Below are 17,310 nucleotides of genomic sequence, written 5' to 3' on the forward strand. Positions count from 1 at the left end.
GGTGCACAGCCGTATCGTGCTTCGGAATCCTGAATGGATGCGAGGGGCGGTTTCCCTGGGGCGGCGCATGCAGCGGTGCCGGCATGACAGCTTCGTCTTGGATCTGATGCTCGACAACGTCGGCGGTGAAGGCTCTGTTTAGGCGGCTTACCCGGACATGGCCTCAATGCAGGAGATCGGCCATCTCCCTGTTCGAGCACATTCATTGGCGATCAGGCGCCTGCGGCCAAGGCAGTTGGCTGATTAGCCGAGCGTATTCGGCTTCAGCCCTGCCATACGACCCGTCAGCCAGCGCAATCAGACGCGTGCGATCAAGGATAACGACCTCTCCTCGCATCGATCGTATCAGACCTTGCCCCTCTAACATTTGCAGCGCTATGGTGACGCCGGGCCGCCTGACACCGAGCATGACTGATAAGAACTCGTGCGTAATCGCCAAGCGGTTTCCGTCGACGCGATCATCACACATCACCAGCCATCTTGAGAGCCTATCGACGATGTTCATCCGGGCATTGCTGAGCGCGGTGAAGCTTGCCTGGAGGTGAAAGTAGTGAACGTAGCGGAGCAGAAAAGTTCGCAGGGTTGGGCTTGTCAAAAGCGCCTTGGTGAAGAGGCCCGCGTCGATAACAAAGGCGCGGGCTTCTAATTGCACGTAACAATCGTGCGTTGATCGGTCATCGCCCATGATAAGCGCTGAGCCGGTCATGCCCTCACAACCAATGATTCCGATCTCAGCTTCAATACCAGGCCGCAGTTCGCCCACCACTGACCCGAGACCGCTCTCGAAGAAGTACACGGTTCTGATTGGTGACCCCGCCACTTCGAGATGCGTCTTCAGTCCAAGGGAGACGCTTTCCAAGTGAGGTTGCAGCAATGCCAAATCTGCCGAGCACATTCGAAGCAGCAGCGAATTGCGATAGATGGAATTTTGGCGGGTGTCGCGTTGCGCGGCAGTGTGAGTTTGTGAACTGGAGTCTGTCATAGCTCCCTCTCCCTATTGGGGCGGAAGCATGTTGATCGCTCACAGCCGACGGACGCCCTTAGAGTTGCCGTCGATGGCACACTGTATGCCTGCGAACCCCGGATGTCCCATTTTTTTGATTAACTGCCTTGACCGGCGCGAGCCAAGGTTTGGCGCGCCCGCGCTAACACGGCATTCAGATACCCAGACCTTACGGAGGCCTCACCGCACAGGGCGGTGCGCACTCCGGCTCGACGACGGCTGTCGAAATCAGACTGCTGTGGATGCACCACCATTGACCGGTACTAGGATTCTCGACCTCGCCGATAAGCTCGTCTGTACAGCAAGCGGCCTTCCTGCCTATCCCAATATCAAAAGTCAAACCAGTCCGCAGATGCATATGCCTGGCAGCATGTGTCGGTCTTTGGCCACGCATCTGCGACACCGAAATCAAGTAGCCCGCCATGGCGCGACCCTCAATCTTCCACTTCAGGGAGCCTGCCCTGCCATTCAAGGTCAGTCAGCACTTCGGCCTCCACAGTCATATTTTCCGCGAATTCACCGGCATGTTCGGCGAGAAGCTTTCTCGCCGCGACGACCGCTGAACGCTTTCCTTCGCACTTCTCGTGGAACCTGGCTACGCTCTGGCCTACGTGGTCGCCGTTCCATTTTATTACGCCCACTATGGCATACCAGACGCCTTTCCCGGTCCTGCGACGTCGCAGAATTTCGAGTCGCTGATCTGCCAACTGGGCGATGGCTTGGTAGAGAAGTTCGTGCTCCGGGCGGTCGGCACCTCTCGAACGAGCCTCATGGGCAAAGCCCTTCAGGCTAGGCTCCTTAAGTTGAGCTACTGCGTGCGAAATCTTCCACAGATTTGCGGTAGCCTCGTCGAGTGCGTGCCGAGCATCATAGGTAAGCGGCGGTCGCTTCACCGAAACCCCCTGCGCGGATCTCATCTTGTCCGACTTCACCTTCGGCCAGATGTCTGCGGCAATCCTGTCGAGTTCGGCCTTGCCCACTACCCAGCGGTGCTCCTCCTCAGCCCTCTTCTTGGAGAGCTTTGGCTGAAGTGCCACCACCGTTCCCTTGTTGTCGGAATCATTGAAGGTGGCGCTCATAATGTCGCTAGTCGACCGTGTGAGGCCTTTTCGGATATCGCCCGCAGCATCGAAAACCCAATAGGCTCCTTGGGCATCTAGAATCCGATTCGGCGCGGTGCCTTCGTTCTCAACTATCACCGAGACGACCCGCTGGCGTGTGCCGGCGTATTGCGGGAGAGCGTCCTTTCCGAAGATCATTCCCTCTACAAGCCGCCGCGATAGCCGCAGAGGTTCGCTGTTCTCCGGGAATATGTAGTGACGACTGGACACCGGCTTCGCTCCTTCGATCGCCGAAACGCGATGGCACATTCATGGTAGGCGGCTGTCTAAAGATTGCAGTATCAAAACTCATTGGCAGCATTTGATCAACTATCGCTCACGCTGCTGGATACGAGCAGCTGTCGCACTTCGCCGGAGACAAATAAGTCAACCGCGAATTGACTGTGAGAGGGATGAGTCCCCATTGGGTGATGCCTGACACTGGTGGAAGGCGAAACTGCGGGCGACTGGAAGCTCAGCAATGCCCATGAAATTGGGCAGCTGGTGCTGGTCCGGCGCTATGACGTCAGACGATGGTATCTGCCGAATGACCTGGGGAACCTTCGGGGACGTCGAGGCCGACGTGGTCGGAAGCAAAATGAGTTACAGGCGGTGCGGCAGGAACGAGTATATGCAAGCTGAGACGCCTGTCGCCGTCGCCGCGTTCTAGGCCGACGTTCTCCGCATTCCGAGGCCTGGTGAGCGATACGGGTGCGCCTGAGTGTCAATGGCGAATTTAGCAAAGGCCCTGGCACATGATTCACCGCCGTGCGAGCTGATCGAAACTGGTTTGCTGGATTGCATCGTAATAGCGCCGCCCACCAGGAAACATTTTTCTATCGTTTGCGGTTAGGGCCGCATGGCGCGCTTGTCGGACGCAACAAGCCAGCTTGGGCAATAGGCAGCTGGCAATCCACACCGTACTCCCTACTGCAATCCCTAGCCCCGAACGAGACCGCCATGCCGTCACCTCCCGATTTCGCCGACGATTTTCGGGCCGGGCTGATCACGCTGCTGCGCTGGCGCAGGGATGTGCGGCGCTTCGAGCCGACGGCTCTGCCGGAGGGCAAGCTGGAACGGCTGCTCGAGCTCGCCAGCATTGCGCCCTGCGTTGGCCTCAGCCAGCCCTTGCGCTTCGTAGTGGTCGACAGCCTCGAGCGGCGCACCGCCGGTGAGAGACTGCTTCGAACGCTGCAATGCCGAGGCGCTCACGTGCTTTTCGGGAGAGCGCGCTGCACTCTATGCCCGGCTGAAGCTTGCCGGTCTCAACGAGGCGCCCTGTCAGTTCGCGGTTTTCGCCGACCGCACGACCGGACAAGGCCTTGGGCTCGGTCGCATAACCATGCCGGCGACCATCGACTATTCGGCCGTCATGGCGGTGCACACACTGTGGCTAGCGGCGCGGGCGGAAGGCATCGGCATGGGCTGGGTGTCGATCCTCGATGTGACCGAGATGGCCGAGATTCTCGACACGCCGCCCGAGTGGACGCTGATCGGTTATTTCTGCCTCGGCTAGCCTGCGAGGAGCACGACATGCCCACCTTGGAACGCGAGGCGGCCGCCGGTGGTAATCAGCGGTAGGGGGGTGCCCATCACTTCGTCTCTTCCCTGGCGATGAGCTTGACGCAGATCGGGTCGCCCTTCGCCATCGGGGTACATTGCCATTCCGGACCGAAGCCGAAGTTCGTGTTCTTGCCAAGGCCAGGAAAGAGCACTGACAAACCGGACCGCAGCGAAGATGGCGCTGGCGGCAACCGGGCTGAAGCCGGGCATGGAGGTGGTCGACCTCTGCTGCGGCGACGGCTGTGCCGATCGCCACGGTCGCCCGCCATGTCGTCGCCATAGACATCGACGCCGACCAGCTGGAGGCCACGCAGCGCCGCTACCGGCGCCGGCGTGACCAATTGCGAATTCGTCGCCGGCGACGCCTATGAACTCGCTACTCTGGTGTCACGCCCCGTCGACCTCGTCTTCATGGCCAACGCTTTCCATGGCGTCCCGGACCGACCGCGGCTGGCACGTGCCGTGCGCGAGGCGCTCGCCCCCGGCGGGCATTATGCCATCGTCAACTGACACCGGCGCCGCGCAGACGACGACGGTCCTGGGCGAGCCGCGCGGCCCGCGAAGCGAACTCAGGCTGTCGCCGAGACAGACCATCGCCGATGCCGAAGTCGGCGGCACAATGCTTCTACATGCCGGACTGCCTGACTAGGGCTCGCAGGCCGGTCGTCCGTCCACTGTCCAAGGCCTGCTGGCCGTTTCTGAGGCCGTGATCCTGCCGCGGGTGAGTCTGCGATTGTCATAAGAGCGTCAGGCGCGAATAGAACTTTAGGTCCCCACAGCAGCCGACCTATCCATGGGGCGGATGGTAGTGATCACTACAATCAATTGTACCAATATCATGGAATACTACTACAAGGCCGCCACTTAAAGCGGCCGGATGGGTATCCGTCTCGCGTGGGCTGATGCTGCCCGCAAAAATGCGGAGACGAACATGTGCGGGATTGTTGGCATCGTTGGGCAACAGCCGGTGTCGGATCGGTTGATCGGCGCGTTGAAGGGTTTGGAATATCGCGGCTATGATTCCGCCGGCGTTGCGACGATCATCGACGGTGCCTTGCACCGCCGGCGCGCCGAGGGCAAGCTCGTCAATCTCGAGAGGCGACTGAAGGAAGAGCCGCTGAGCGGCAAAGTCGGCATCGGCCACACGCGTTGGGCAACCCACGGGGCCTCGACGGAACGCAATGCGCACCCGCACTTTACCGACGGTGTCGCCGTCGTCCATAACGGCATCATCGAGAATTTCACCGAGCTGAAGGAGGAATTGGCGGCGGATGGCGCCGAGTTCCAGACCGACACTGACACCGAGGTCGTTGGGCATCTCTTGGCAAGATACCGCCGCGAGGGCATGAGGCCGCAAGAGGCCACGCGTGCCATGCTGAAACGCGTCAGGGGCGCCTATGCGCTTGCCATCCTCTTCGAAGATGAACCGTCGACCATCACGGCGGCGCGCAACGGACCACCGCTGGCGATCGGTCACGGCGACGGCGAGATGTTCCTGGGCTCCGACGCGATCGCTCTTGCGCCCTTCACCAATGAAATTACCTATCTCATGGACGGCGACTGGGCCATTGTCGGCAATTCGGGCGCCCATATCTTCGATATCGACGGCCATCCCGTCGAGCGTCCGTGCCATATCTCCACGGCCGCGGCCGATCTGGCCAACAAGGGCAGCCATCGCCACTTCATGGAGAAGGAAATATACGAGCAGCCCGAGGTCATCGCCCATGCTCTTCGTCATTACATCAAAATCATAGAGGGTCGCGACATGGTTCCTGGCATCGATTTCGCCAAGGTTCCGAGCTTGGCGATCTCTGCCTGCGGGACCGCCTATCTCGCCGGACTGATCGGAAAATACTGGTTCGAGCGCTATGCGCGCCTGACGGTTGAAATCGACGTTGCGTCTGAATTCCGTTACCGCGAGATCCCTTTGCCGCCGCAGTCCGCGGCTCTTTTCATTTCGCAATCCGGCGAAACCGCCGATACGCTTGCATCGTTGAGGTACTGCAAGGAGCGTGGGCTGAAAATTGGCGCTATCGTCAATGCCTGCGAATCGACCATCGCTCGGGAGGCCGATACGGTCTTCCCGATCCTTGCCGGACCGGAGATCGGCGTCGCCTCTACCAAGGCTTTTACCTGCCAGCTTGCCGTTCTAGCCGCACTCGCCATCAGCGCCGCCAGAGCCCGCGGGACCGTCCCCGAAGGCGAGCTGCGGGCACTCGTCAGGAGCCTCGCCGAATTGCCGCGCGTCATGGGCCAGGTACTCAACAGCATCCAGCCGGAGATCGAGTTCTTGTCGCGCGAACTGTCAAAGTGTCGTGACGTCCTGTATCTCGGCCGTGGCACCAGTTTCCCGCTAGCGATGGAAGGAGCGCTGAAGCTCAAGGAGATTTCCTACATCCATGCCGAAGGCTATGCAGCGGGTGAATTGAAGCACGGGCCAATCGCATTGATAGATGAGAACATGCCGGTGATCGTCATCGCGCCCCATGACCGCTTTTTCGACAAGACCGTCTCCAACATGCAGGAAGTGGCTGCCCGTGGAGGGCGGATTATACTCATCACCGATAAAAATGGGGCAGCCGCATCGAAACTCGACACCATGCACACGCTCGTGCTGCCGGTAGTCGACGAGATTATCGCGCCAATGATCTTCTCGCTGCCGATACAGCTTCTTGCCTACCACACGGCGCTCTTCATGGGGACAGATGTAGACCAGCCGCGCAATCTCGCAAAATCGGTCACGGTCGAATGATTGTGAACCTGTACAGATGGCGAAGCTCTCGATGGAAAGCTACCCTTTGTCTGGATCCGGATGAAAACCAGATGACCAGTGTTTGCTGGAATTTGGAATCCCTTTTTTCGGCCGGTCGATCGGGGCACAGGGCGATCGAGCTTCCTAGAGCCGACGTCAGCACGCAGCCGGGGGCTTTCAAGAGTGGGTCTTTCGCTCCCCCGCCGGTGGAGATTGGCCGAAGGAAGCAGTGTCCGTACCGGGAGTTCGAGTTGGTGTTCAGAGTTCCAGGGCCCCCTCCTGAGATGGCCTGATCGGCTGTAGCGCATCCGACCTGCGATCCTTCGCGAATAATTCTCGCCGTTGGCTTTCTTGATTAGAAGGAGGTGAGCCGCCATATTCCGACCCAGCTCCTAATTCAGGCGGCCCATTCCATGGATGAGGCCGGTCCGGCTGAATGGACGTCCATTTTTTGATTTGCTTGGTCTGCGCCGCCGGGGGGTATCTCCCGAGGGAGCTCCCATGTTCTTGGAGATGTTTATGAACGATTCGCGCATTCCCGAACCAGTCTTGACGGCTATGTCGCAGGGGACCCACATCGTCCGCGCTTATCGTGAGCACCTTGGGTATTCGATCGAGGACCTGACGGTCGCGAGCGGGCTTGCCGCTGAGGAAATTCAAAACATCGAGCGAGGTCTGAGGTACAACAAGGGATATCGGGATCGGATAGCGAGATCGCTTTCCATACCTGTGGGAATCCTTGAGGCAGAGTCGCACATTTCGGACGCCGCCTGATCAGTCGGATGATCCGCAATGGGTGGACTACCGCTCTTGTGATGTGAAGCTTGCGGCTGATTGTAGACGCTGATTCCGTTGGGATGCCTCTGGCGCAGTACCGCCAAGAGAATCTCGTCAACTTTCCGATGCAGGAACCCTTCACATGGGCTCGCGAACAACAACGCGATATAGCCGCCCGGAGTGCTACGAAACGTGCACGAGGGCATCGGCTCGCGACGAAGGATTGTAACGGCGAACTCTTGGTAGTTCGGCGAGGCGATGCTGGCGCTTGAGCATCAACTCGGCCTACGAGAGTGGCTACTCCTAGGCTGAATCGGCCAACTGGCCGGCATCGCGCCGCTCTGAAAATAACATGGCGGGCATCCTGACGTTTCCGGGTTGACTATGGGTGTTCGAACCACGAAAAGGGGCCGCTCTTCGTGAGTGGCGTGCGCCGGCAGTCTAACCCCAAGCCCCCCCGCCCAGGCTGCCGGCGCGCTTCTAGAAAGATCGAGGTAGGCACTCGCTGCGCTCTGCCCGCCGACACCTTGTGCTTCCTCCAGCGAGTCCAGCGGACCACCATGGGTGTTGCAGTTCTGGTGCTTACCCACGTCCATTTGCGATCTCGGGTCATTGAGAGTACCGCAAGCACCCTCTCTGCTGGATGGCAACGCGGCTCGCGCCGCCCGTATGCAGCGCAAGCTCCATGCATGAGGTCGTCCCTTCAAAATACTTGATGCAGCTGCGCTTGCGTAGCTCCTTGCATGCGCTCGATGCCAGGAGGAGACCTCTGTCTACGCTCGCATCGATGCAACGCCGTTGATCACCATCATCGCGGCGACCGCTTCGCGGGGGCCGCAGCCGTTTTGGAGCATGACGATCATGCCGGCGCCATCGCAGTGACGCACATGCAAAATTCACAGATGCATTCTCGCCCAATGCTAGGTGCCCAGCATATGTCCGGCATCCCGCAACGCGGCTACGAAGAGACGGGCATTGCCGTTGGCATCCATCTTGGCCTGCATCGACAGGGGCATCCTGTGCCAGCTCTCCAAGGACGCAATGTAATGTGAGAACATACCGTTAACGATGCAATAGTGGGTAACTAGGCCGTGTACATCCAACGCCAGCACGCCGAATTGGCCGCCGTGATATCGGATGGCTGCGACCCGCTGGACCTGCGCGTCACCGTCGATCCGCACGTCGAAAAGCAGGATGCCGCGGCTCCTGGTTGCTATCTCGGCGGCTTTTTCAGCGAAGCTCAACGAGAGCGAGCGGACGCTTTCGACTGCCATCTGTAAAACCATCAAGTTCAGTTCATCCACTGACATAAGGTACCTGTGCGCAAGACATGGGTGATTGCAATCGACCACACCGCTTGTTCACAGATGTCGGCTCATCACCGGTTATTCAGGGTTTGCCGGTCATCTTTGCGGCAAGCCATCCGGGCTCCTTGTACCCTGCAACCGTTGCAGTGGCGTCCCTCGGCGCTCGGAACCGCCAGGCTCTGCTCGTCGAGAACTTTGTCCGCGAGCAGCGTTCGCTTGAGCATTCCGCTGAAGCGTGACGTCTCACCAGTCCGTGTCCTTCCAGCTCACCGCGAGGGCGTTTTGCGCACCGCACGCAAGCGCACGAAACTGGTCTCCGTTCACTTCACAAAATGGTTTTCCTGAAGTACTGGAGCGCAGAGAAATCTCCGGTCGCAGCCTACCCGGTTAAAACAAGGACCCAACGATGAAGACTCTCGTCGTCTGCTCCGGCGGATTGGATTCCGTTACTCTTGCTCACAAGGTGGCAGCGGAGCACCAGCTTACCGGCCTGCTATCGTTCGATTACGGCCAACGGCATAGGAAGGAATTGGGCTTCGCCACCCTTTGCGCGGAGCGCCTGGGCGTCCCGCAGCGAATCATCGATATCCACGAGATCGGCGGCGGCCTTTCCGGCTCCGCGCTGACCGACAATGTGGACGTGCCCGATGGGCACTATGCCGAAGATACGATGAAGGTAACGGTGGTGCCCAACCGGAACGCCATCATGTTGGCCATTGCCTTCGGTCTCGCCGCAGCGCAAGACGCTGACGCGGTGGCGACGGCCGTGCATGGTGGGGATCATATTGTCTATCCCGATTGCCGTCCGGCCTTCATCGATGCTTTCCAGATGATGCAGGACCACGCGCTCGACGGCTACGCGCAGATTCGCCTTTATGCACCCTATGTGAACCTGACGAAGGCGGACATTGTTAGGGATGGAGCCACATACGGCACGCCCTTTGCGCAGACCTGGTCCTGTTACAAGGGCGCCGAGCGTCATTGCGGGAGGTGCGGGACCTGCGTCGAGCGGCGTGAGGCGTTCCACATCGCCGGGCACCCGGACCCAACCGAGTACGAGGACTCCGACTTCTGGCTCGGAGCGCTGCGAAGGACCACCGCGTAATGTTCCGCATCACCAAGGAATTCCACTTCTCAGCCTCGCATCAGCTCACCTCATTGCCACCCGATCACCAATGCGCGCGCCTGCACGGACATAACTACATCGTCGAAGTGGAGCTTTCAGCGGATGGACTGGACGATCACGGCTTCGTGCGCGACTACCACGATTTGGCGCCATTCAAACGCTACATCGACGAGAGCTTCGACCACCGACATCTCAACGACGTGCTGGGACACGAGCAAGTCACGGCGGAATATCTGGCCAGACATTTCTACGACTGGTGCAAGGCACGCCTGAGCGAAACCGCGGCCGTGCGGGTGAGCGAAACGCCGAAAACCTGGGCGGAATACCGGCCATGACCAATACGCATCCCGCAATCCGCGTTAGCGAGATTTTCGGGCCGACGATCCAGGGCGAGGGCGTGCTCATAGGTTTGCCGACGATCTTCGTCAGAACCGGCGGGTGTGACTTTCGCTGTTCCTGGTGCGACAGCCTGCATGCTGTGGACAATCAATTCCGCCATGAATGGGAGATGATGTCCGTCGGCGCGGTGTGGAAAAATGTGCTTGCGCTTTCCGGTGGCCGCCCGCTTATGGTGTCACTGTCAGGCGGCAATCCGGCCATCCAGCCGCTCGGCGCGCTCATCGACCGAGGCCATGGTGACGGTTACCGTTTTGCGCTGGAAACCCAAGGTTCGCTTGCCAGGGACTGGTTTGCGCACCTTGACGTGCTGATCCTCAGCCCAAAGCCGCCGTCAAGCCAAATGACGACAGATTGGGCCGCTGTCGAGGCGTGCCTCCAGGCGGCACAAGGCAAGCCCCAAATCGTGCTCAAGCTCATTGTTTTCGACGAAAGGGACTACGCCTACGCGAAAGACGCCGCTGCGCAATTTCCGCAACTTCCGATCTATCTGCAACCCGGCAATCACACGCCGCCACACCCGGCAAATGATGACGCGCCCGTCGACCTTGACGGAATATTGAAGCGCATGGAGTGGCTGGTTGACAGCGTGACCCGCGACAAATGGTTCGAAGCCCGCGTGCTACCGCAGCTGCACGTTATGCTCTGGGGTAACAAGAGAGCCGTCTAGGCCAAGCCCTTTCCACCGGAACTGCACCGGCATATTCGGGTGAACGGGTGGTTCAACGTTGACCGCGCTGCCGGGGTGCTTGCGGACTTCTGCCACCGGCCCAAGTGTTGTCAGCCGCTTGCACGGCACCTTGCATTCTCCTTGCAAGGTCGAAGGGAGCTGTCGCCGACAACCATGATCTCACAGGCAGGGCATGAGCGGCGACATCGTCGCCATGCCAAGACGCGTCTGGTCCGCTTCGAACCGTCTCGGCCGACGGTCGCCGGTCAACAGTGGAAAACGATCGCAATCGGTTCACGATCGAGTGAGAGCCATGACCGTTCCTCTGCGGTGCTCAGACTGCCGCCGAGTGCCTGGCCGTTCCAGTTTCGAAATATTTGTCGAACCTGGCCGCGATGCTTCGGACGAAAGGGCGACTTTCAGCCGGCACAACGAATCTGTCGCCATCAAGTTCAAGCAATCGAACCGGATCGTGGAGGGCCATGGAACTTGACTGAAGGAGGAGCCTCTGGCCGGCCTCGCCGAAGCGTTCCACCAGATCGATGGCCGAGAAGGCGAAGTCGCACATCAAACGTTCGATGATCCAGCCGCGAACGCGGTCGTCGCTGGAAAGTGCGATACCCCGAACAGCGGCCAGCCCGCCGTCATCAACCGTGCATCGATATTCGCTGGTCGAAGGCATGTTCTGCGCATAGCCCTGCCGAAACTGGCTGATGGACGATGGGCCTAGCCCAATCAAGGTTTCGCAGCAATCGTCGGTGTAACCCTGAAAGTTCCGGTGCAGTGTTCCGGCGCGGGCGGCAAGGGCCAGGGCATCGCCGGGTTTGGCGAAATGGTCGAGGCCGATTGCTTCGTACCCCTGGTCCACGATCGCCCGCGCCGCCAGTTGCAATTGAGCAAATCTCTCCGCGGGACCGGGCAGCCATGCCTCGTCTATCATGGTCTGATGTTTCTTGAACCACGGCACATGGGCGTAGCCAAAAAGCACTATCCTGTCGGGTTCCAAGGTCAGCGCCTGCGCGACGGTGGAGGAGACGCTCTCCCTCGTCTGGTGCGGCAAGCCGTAGAGCAGGTCTAGATTGACCGATTCGACGCCGCGCGAACGAACACCGTCGACTACCGCTTTGGTCTGCAAAAAGCTCTGCTCGCGGTTGATTGCCTTCTGAACCTTCGGATCGAAGTCCTGGACGCCGAGGCTCGCACGGGTCGTGCCGATTTCGGCAAGCGCATCGAGGCGGGCATCGTCCATATCATTGGGTTCGATTTCAACGCTGATCTTGGCGCCGGGAAGAAAGGCGAAGCTGTTGCGCAGGACGCTTCCCAGCGCCACAATATCCTCAGGTTCCAGCATCGTCGGGGAACCGCCGCCGAAATGAACCGCGCGAACTCGGCCCTTGCCGGTAACAAGGCCGCCAACCGTGGCGATCTCCGCATACAGCGAGCGCAGATAAGCGGCCACCGGCTCGTAGTGGCGGGTCTGTTTGGTATGGCACGCGCAGAACCAGCAGAGCCTGTCGCAATAGGGAATATGCAGGTAAAGCGATATCTCGTCACCACCTTCGAGCGCCTCCAACCAGCCTCGGTAAACGACGGCATCGACGCCCGCATGGAAATGGGGCGCAGTCGGATAACTGGTATAGCGCGGGACGTTCTCGCCAAATCTGGCAGCTAGCTTTTGTCGCATGTCGTGGTCCACCGTGTTTGCGTCGCCCGAACTGTGGATGCTTGGATGAGCCTAAGCCCTGATTTCGATCAACCTTCAGCACGGACAAACTGCCGCAAGGATTTTTCTACCGTGGATTGCTATCCTGCCCGCACTGGACCGGTAGAGCGATCGAATGACATTACGGCAGGATATTCACAGTTCCGGCATTCCCGTTCTTTGCCTGCCTTGCGAGGCACGGCGCCGCGGTGTCTGTGGCGCGCTCGAGCCAGACGATTTGGCTCAGCTCGCCAAAACGTCGTCGCGGCACAATATCGAGCCGGGGGTCGAACTGATCGGCGACGCCGAGGCGGTGGACTGTTATTCAAACGTGCTTTCAGGCGTGGTGAAGCTCACGAAGAGCCTTTCGGACGGCCGCCAGCAGATCGTCGGTCTCCAGTTCGCGCCGGATTTTCTGGGACGGCCCTTCAAGATGAAAAGTGCGATCAATGCGGAAGCGGCAACAGCTGTCTCGCTGTGCTCGTTTCCGAGAGCGGCCATCGAACGGATGATGAAGCAGTCACCCGAATTTGTGCATCGCCTGCTCAAGCAGGCGCTGAACGAACTTGACGAGGCCCGCGAATGGATGGTGACTCTGGGGCGCAAGACCGCACCAGAGAAGGTGGCGAGCTTTCTCCTCATGATTGCCCGGAACATCGACTCCAATGTTGACCCGGCGGCTAGGTCGGCATGCTTCGAGCTGCCGATGACGCGTGCCGACATATCTGATTTCCTTGGCATCACAAACGAGACCGTGAGCCGTCAGCTGACCAGCCTGAGAATGGACGGCGTGATTCGGATCGAGAACAACCGCCGCGTCACCGTGGACAGCATGAGCCGGCTGGAACGGCGCTGCGGCGGCCGAGGCGCAATAGCCGTTTGAATGACACGGAGCTGCATGGCCCACGCCACTTACTTCATTCGGGGCAGGGCATGCTCGCGTTGGGCTCAGAAGACATCGCGTAGCGACAGCCCGTTCTCCATCCGATCGTATACGCCAGTTGCGTTTCGGCTCGTCGGCGAAGCATCCACACTTGGCCGAAGTCAATATGCCTCATACGCAGGCGAAAATCGCCGTCTCCCCAAACTATAAATGTCGCGAAGGCAGCGCAACGCTGGCGCTGGCTGTTCCAAGGCATTGAAACGATCGACGTTCGGTAAGGCATCGGCCTGCTTACCAGCGTCACAGAAGGTGCGCTTCCCCACACGCCCGCGGTCGCCGCCTACCCGGGCCCCGACTGGGGACGCCGGGCCTGTCCATAAACCGGCGGCCGGTGCTGCACTTCCACATTCGACACAGTCTGATCGCACCGAACTCGATGCTGCTCGAAGCAAAATGGTGCGGCTCTGACATGGATCAGGGCGAGCAGGCGACGGCTGCGCAATAAGGCACCGCGGTTTGGCATCCGCCGGAATTGGAAATCGGGGCTTGCGATGAAATTCGGCAAAGAAATCGTGCTTCTAAGCCTGTTCGCATTCGCGGCTTTGGTGGCCGCTGGCGCTGGGGTGGATGAACCCTTTCGCCAGCATATGTGGGTCTTGTTCTTCGCCTTGGCTGGCTTCACTGCGATCCTGTTGCGCAACACTGAGTTCAAGCCTGCCGCGCCGATCGACCCGTCCGCTTACATGGACGGGCCAATCCGCTATGGCGCCATCGCCACCATGTTCTGGGGTGTCATCGGCATGCTTGTCGGCGTGGTCATCGCGCTGCAGCTTGCCTATCCCGATCTCAACATCCAGCCCTGGTTCAACTTTGGCCGTTTGCGGCCACTGCATACGTCGGGAGTCGTCTTCGCCTTCGGCGGCAACGCGCTGCTTTGCACGTCTCTCTATGTCGTGCAACGCACCTGCCGCGCCCGGCTGTTCGGCGGCGATCTCGGCTGGTTCGTGTTCTGGGGCTACCAGCTCTTCATCGTCATGGCAGCGACTGGCTACCTGCTCGGCATCACCGAGAGCCGCGAATACGCCGAGCCCGAATGGTATGTGGACATCTGGCTGACCATTGTCTGGGTCGCCTATCTCATCCTGTTCCTCGGCACGATCCTGAAGCGCAAGGAACCCCACATCTACGTCGCTAACTGGTTCTACCTGTCCTTCATCGTCACCATCGCGATGCTGCATGTGGTCAACAACCTCTCCATGCCCGCCTCCTTCCTGGGCTCGAAGAGCTATTCGGCTTTCTCCGGGGTCCAGGACGCTCTGACGCAATGGTGGTATGGCCACAACGCCGTGGGCTTCTTTCTGACCGCCGGCTTTCTCGGCATGATGTATTATTTCGTGCCCAAGCAGGCGAACCGGCCGGTCTATTCCTACCGGCTGTCGATCGTCCATTTCTGGGCAATCATCTTTCTCTACATCTGGGCTGGACCCCATCATTTGCACTACACCGCCTTGCCCGATTGGGCGCAGACGCTCGGCATGGTGTTCTCGATCATGCTGTGGATGCCGTCATGGGGCGGCATGATCAATGGCCTGATGACGCTGTCGGGCGCCTGGGACAAGCTCCGCACCGATCCGATCATCCGCATGATGGTGATGGCCATCGCCTTCTACGGCATGTCCACCTTCGAGGGCCCGATGATGTCGATCAAGACGGTCAACTCGCTGTCGCACTATACCGACTGGACCATCGGACACGTCCATTCGGGCGCACTCGGCTGGGTCGGCATGATCTCGTTCGGCGCGCTTTATTACATGGTGCCGAAGCTGTGGAACCGTGAACGGCTCTACTCGCTGCGCCTCGTTACCTGGCACTTCTGGCTGGCGACGCTTGGCATCGTTGTCTACGCGTCGGTCATGTGGGTGTCCGGCATCATGCAGGGCCTGATGTGGCGCGAATACGACGAGCAGGGCTTCCTGGTCTACTCCTTCGCCGAAACCGTGGCCGCCATGCACCCCTACTACATCATGCGCGCCATCGGCGGAGCCATGTACCTTTCCGGCGCCCTGATCATGGCGTGGAACATCGCCATGACCATCCTTGGCTACCGGCGCGAGGAGGATCCGATGCCCGGCTCCGTTCCCGCCCTCCAGCTTGCGCGATGATGAGACAGAAAATGAGGTTGATGAACAGACACGCGGTCATCGAGAAGAACGCTACACTTCTTCTCCTCGGGTCGCTGCTGGTCGTGACAATCGGCGGCATCGTCGAGATCGCGCCGCTCTTCTATCTCGACAACACGATCGAGAAGGTCGAAGGCATGCGGCCCTACTCGCCGCTCGAACTCGTCGGGCGCAACATCTATGTGCGTGAGGGATGCTATCTCTGCCATAGCCAGATGATCCGCCCGTTCCGTGACGAGGTCGAGCGCTATGGGCATTACAGCCTGGCGGCCGAGTCGATGTATGATCATCCCTTCCAGTGGGGATCGAAGCGCACCGGACCGGACCTCGCTCGGGTTGGCGATCGCTACTCAAATCTTTGGCATGTCGAGCACCTCACGGACCCTCGTTCCGTGGTGCCGGAATCCATCATGCCGAGCTATGGCTTTCTGAAGGATACGCCGATCGCGGTGAAGGATTTCTCGACGCATCTGGTTGCCAACAGGCGCGTCGGCGTTCCCTACTCCGACGACATGGTCGCTAACGCCAATGCTGATTTGATGGCGCAGGCTGATCCCAATGCCGACACGTCCGGCCTCGAGGCCCGCTACCCCAAGGCCAGGATCGGCGATTTCGACGGTGATCCGCAGCAAGTCACCGAAATGGACGCCCTGGTTTCTTATCTCCAGATGCTCGGCACGCTTGTCGATTTCAAGAACTACGATGAGACCGCCGGCTACCGCTGAGGACAATGGCGATGACGTACAATTTCATGCGGGAGTTTGCTGACAGCTGGGGCCTGCTTGCCATCGCTCTTTTCTTCATCGGATCCGTTGCCTTTGCACTTCGCCCCGGCAGCCGCAGGCAAGCCGGCGAAGCAGCTCAAATTCCTCTGAAGGAGGACTGATCATGAGCAGCGATCACATTGACGAGGTTTCCGGCATCTCGACGACCGGTCATGAGTGGGACGGCATTCGCGAGCTCAACAACCCGCTCCCGCGCTGGTGGGTCATCACCTTCTACATGACCATAGTCTGGGCGATCGGTTACACAATTGCCTACCCGGCATGGCCGCTGTTGCACTCCGCGACAAAGGGCGTACTTGGCTATTCCAGCCGCAACGAAGTCAAGAACGAGTTGTCCGCGGCCGAAGCGGCAAAGGGCAAATATGTCGCCGCAATAGAGTCGAAAAGTGTTTCGGAGATTGCTGCGGATGACACGCTGCGCGAATTCGCCGTCGCTGCCGGCGCCGCCGCGTTCAAGGTCAATTGCGTGCAGTGCCACGGTTCCGGCGCCCAGGGGTCCAAGGGCTTTCCGAACCTAAATGACGACGACTGGCTGTGGGGCGGCGAGGTGGACCAGATCCAGCAGACGATCGCTCATGGCATCCGCTTCGCCTCCGACCCGGCTACGCGCCTGTCGGAAATGCCGGCCTTTGGCGACATCATCACCGCCGATCAGATCAAACAGGTCAGCACCTACGTTGCCAGCCTGTCCGGCACTGTCGGCGATCAATCGTTGGTCGCGCCCGGCGCCAAGGTCTTCGCCGAAAATTGCGTGGCCTGTCACGGCGACAATGCAAAAGGCAACAAGGAACTCGGCGCTCCAGATCTGACCGACGCCATCTGGCTCTACGGGTCAGGCGAAGCGGCCATCGCCGCCCAGGTCACCGCGCCGAAACAGGGCGTGATGCCGGCCTGGGGCGCGCGCCTCGGCGAGACCAAGGTCAAGGAACTGGCGGTCTACATCCATTCGCTTGGCGGCGGAGAATAGGAGCAGAAGCCTATTCTCGTCCTCCCCCTCCCGCCAAGCGACGAGGCCCGGCGCAAGCCGGGCCTCGGCATCATCCAGAACCGATGAGTCGGTTTCCGG

16 protein-coding genes and 1 pseudogene are annotated in these 17,310 nt (G+C 59.8%); 13 read left to right on the top strand and 4 right to left on the bottom strand.

The genetic code is table 11. From position 1 onward, the window contains the following. Window positions 1-202 precede the first annotated feature (202 nt). Together NKJ04_RS15610 and NKJ04_RS15615 are read right to left on the bottom strand one after the other, a co-directional pair. Window positions 203-982, bottom strand: coding sequence for a Crp/Fnr family transcriptional regulator (locus NKJ04_RS15610; RefSeq protein ID WP_023766597.1), 780 nt, complete (start codon window positions 980-982; stop codon window positions 203-205). A 455-nt stretch (window positions 983-1,437) separates the two neighbouring features. Continuing rightward, window positions 1,438-2,334 (bottom strand): hypothetical protein, encoded by an 897-nt coding sequence (locus NKJ04_RS15615; protein ID WP_352441144.1) that lies wholly within the window; start codon window positions 2,332-2,334, stop codon window positions 1,438-1,440. A gap of 729 nt (window positions 2,335-3,063) precedes the next feature. Between NKJ04_RS15615 and bluB the strand changes: the two are divergent. The 5 genes and pseudogenes from bluB to NKJ04_RS15645 all read left to right on the top strand — a co-directional run bounded on the left by bluB (window position 3,064) and on the right by NKJ04_RS15645 (window position 7,192). Beyond that, window positions 3,064-3,684: pseudogene (gene bluB / locus NKJ04_RS33700) on the top strand (5,6-dimethylbenzimidazole synthase). Between the two features lie 315 nt (window positions 3,685-3,999). Next, window positions 4,000-4,176, top strand: a complete 177-nt coding sequence (locus tag NKJ04_RS15630; protein ID WP_023762808.1) for a class I SAM-dependent methyltransferase — start codon at window positions 4,000-4,002, stop codon at window positions 4,174-4,176. Continuing rightward, a complete protein-coding gene (locus NKJ04_RS15635) occupies window positions 4,160-4,315 on the top strand; it encodes a hypothetical protein (protein ID WP_023809321.1) in 156 nt (51 codons plus the stop codon). Before NKJ04_RS15630 ends, NKJ04_RS15635 begins: the two co-directional genes overlap by 17 nt. A gap of 282 nt (window positions 4,316-4,597) precedes the next feature. Further along, window positions 4,598-6,418, top strand: coding sequence for a glutamine--fructose-6-phosphate transaminase (isomerizing) (glmS, locus tag NKJ04_RS15640; RefSeq protein WP_352441143.1), 1,821 nt, complete (start codon window positions 4,598-4,600; stop codon window positions 6,416-6,418). A 519-nt stretch (window positions 6,419-6,937) separates the two neighbouring features. Continuing rightward, on the top strand, window positions 6,938-7,192 hold the full coding sequence (locus tag NKJ04_RS15645; RefSeq protein ID WP_023735822.1) for a helix-turn-helix domain-containing protein: 255 nt from the start codon (window positions 6,938-6,940) through the stop codon (window positions 7,190-7,192). Between the two features lie 923 nt (window positions 7,193-8,115). Here NKJ04_RS15645 and NKJ04_RS15650 read toward each other — a convergent pair. Beyond that, complete coding sequence (locus NKJ04_RS15650) at window positions 8,116-8,505, bottom strand: hypothetical protein (RefSeq protein ID WP_023735820.1); 390 nt, start codon at window positions 8,503-8,505, stop codon at window positions 8,116-8,118. A 403-nt stretch (window positions 8,506-8,908) separates the two neighbouring features. On the opposite strand from NKJ04_RS15650, the gene queC reads away from it, so the two are divergent. From queC to queE, 3 genes are read left to right on the top strand one after another with little or no spacing between them, the layout of a single operon-like run. After that, window positions 8,909-9,607, top strand: a complete 699-nt coding sequence (queC, locus tag NKJ04_RS15655) for a 7-cyano-7-deazaguanine synthase QueC (protein ID WP_023766604.1) — start codon at window positions 8,909-8,911, stop codon at window positions 9,605-9,607. After that, on the top strand, window positions 9,607-9,963 hold the full coding sequence (gene queD / locus NKJ04_RS15660) for a 6-carboxytetrahydropterin synthase QueD (RefSeq protein ID WP_023673552.1): 357 nt from the start codon (window positions 9,607-9,609) through the stop codon (window positions 9,961-9,963). Before queC ends, queD begins: the two co-directional genes overlap by 1 nt. Next, a complete protein-coding gene (gene queE / locus NKJ04_RS15665; protein WP_023735817.1) occupies window positions 9,960-10,694 on the top strand; it encodes a 7-carboxy-7-deazaguanine synthase QueE in 735 nt (244 codons plus the stop codon). The genes queD and queE overlap by 4 nt, the downstream gene beginning before the upstream one ends. Window positions 10,695-11,028: 334 nt before the next feature. Here the strand turns inward: queE and hemN are convergent, their stop codons facing one another. Further along, entirely contained in the window at window positions 11,029-12,378 is a 1,350-nt protein-coding gene (gene hemN, locus NKJ04_RS15670) for an oxygen-independent coproporphyrinogen III oxidase (RefSeq protein WP_352676142.1), read from the bottom strand. Between the two features lie 154 nt (window positions 12,379-12,532). Between hemN and NKJ04_RS15675 the strand changes: the two genes are divergently transcribed. From NKJ04_RS15675 to ccoP, 5 genes are all read left to right on the top strand, one after another. Then, window positions 12,533-13,279 (top strand): Crp/Fnr family transcriptional regulator, encoded by a 747-nt coding sequence (locus NKJ04_RS15675; RefSeq protein WP_023766606.1) that lies wholly within the window; start codon window positions 12,533-12,535, stop codon window positions 13,277-13,279. A gap of 551 nt (window positions 13,280-13,830) precedes the next feature. Next, window positions 13,831-15,441, top strand: a complete 1,611-nt coding sequence (ccoN, locus tag NKJ04_RS15680; RefSeq protein WP_352441140.1) for a cytochrome-c oxidase, cbb3-type subunit I — start codon at window positions 13,831-13,833, stop codon at window positions 15,439-15,441. A gap of 11 nt (window positions 15,442-15,452) precedes the next feature. Beyond that, entirely contained in the window at window positions 15,453-16,184 is a 732-nt protein-coding gene (gene ccoO, locus NKJ04_RS15685) for a cytochrome-c oxidase, cbb3-type subunit II (protein ID WP_023735813.1), read from the top strand. An 11-nt stretch (window positions 16,185-16,195) separates the two neighbouring features. Next, complete coding sequence (locus tag NKJ04_RS15690) at window positions 16,196-16,345, top strand: CcoQ/FixQ family Cbb3-type cytochrome c oxidase assembly chaperone (protein WP_023735812.1); 150 nt, start codon at window positions 16,196-16,198, stop codon at window positions 16,343-16,345. Window positions 16,346-16,347: 2 nt separating this feature from the next. After that, window positions 16,348-17,211 (top strand): cytochrome-c oxidase, cbb3-type subunit III, encoded by an 864-nt coding sequence (gene ccoP / locus NKJ04_RS15695; RefSeq protein ID WP_023809313.1) that lies wholly within the window; start codon window positions 16,348-16,350, stop codon window positions 17,209-17,211. Window positions 17,212-17,310: the final 99 nt, after the last annotated feature.

The organism is Mesorhizobium sp. M0618, assembly GCF_040320765.1.
Classification (GTDB): domain Bacteria; phylum Pseudomonadota; class Alphaproteobacteria; order Rhizobiales; family Rhizobiaceae; genus Mesorhizobium.